The sequence below is a fragment of the Okeania hirsuta genome (assembly GCF_003838195.1).
In the GTDB taxonomy this organism is placed as follows: domain Bacteria; phylum Cyanobacteriota; class Cyanobacteriia; order Cyanobacteriales; family Microcoleaceae; genus Okeania; species Okeania hirsuta.
In genome coordinates, this window is sequence record NZ_RCBY01000649.1 from 1 (window position 1) to 813 (window position 813).

1 protein-coding gene is annotated in these 813 nt (G+C 38.9%); it reads right to left on the reverse strand.

The window, feature by feature from the left end; genetic code table 11:
* Window positions 1–351: 351 nt before the first annotated feature.
* On the reverse strand, window positions 352–813 hold a 462-nt coding region (locus D5R40_RS33450; RefSeq protein WP_205127880.1), incomplete at its 5' end, for a transposase.

The following is an 813-nucleotide window of genomic DNA, read 5'->3' on the forward strand; positions in this document are numbered from 1 at the left end:
AAGTAATTCCCTACTTGTTTGCGCCATAGAATTCGTGTATGATATCACTATTACCAATAATATTTTTATATAGATTTTCATTTTATGTGCCCTATAACGACAGTCCGTACAAAAACCCCAAAATCAAGTGATTTAAATTTTTGAGAGGCCTATAGGCTTGATCTGCGTCTTGTTAAAAAGACGATTTAAACCTATGGCAATTTGTTTGGCCAAAAATTTGGTCCCTTGAAGGGGTTCGTTTGCAGCCCTTTTGTCTCCTAAAAAGTAGTCAAATGCGTTCGATAGTCTATCGATGAGCTCTTTTTGTCCCAAAATGTTCATTGTTTCTCTTTAGGTTATAGACCCAAAAGATCAGGGCCCATTCTCCGAGACCTTTTTAATTCCTTTGAGCAGAGTATAATCATATCCCCATTGTCTTTTGATCGTTCCAAAAGGGTGCTCGATGATTTGTTGCCTCCTTCCATAGGTCTGCTTGTTGAGCCGGGTTCTGCTTTTGTTGTCCTCGATATAATCATCATAGATCGATCGCTCTACAAAGCGGGCCTTTCCTTTGTTTCTACTTTCTGGACTGACACATTTGGTATAGGACTCACAGGCTTGACAAACTTTAGGAAAATGCCGGTATCGCTTGACCTGATATGCCCGATGCAGCTTTACCTTATTTCGTGTATATAAAGTTCCTGTAGTAGTCATGACTTTTTGCTCCGGACAGATATAGGTATCATTCTGCTCATCATATCTAAAATTCTCTTTGGTAAATGCAGGGTCAATTCTGGGATTAAACCTTCTTTTACCATCTTTGAACCTTATTTC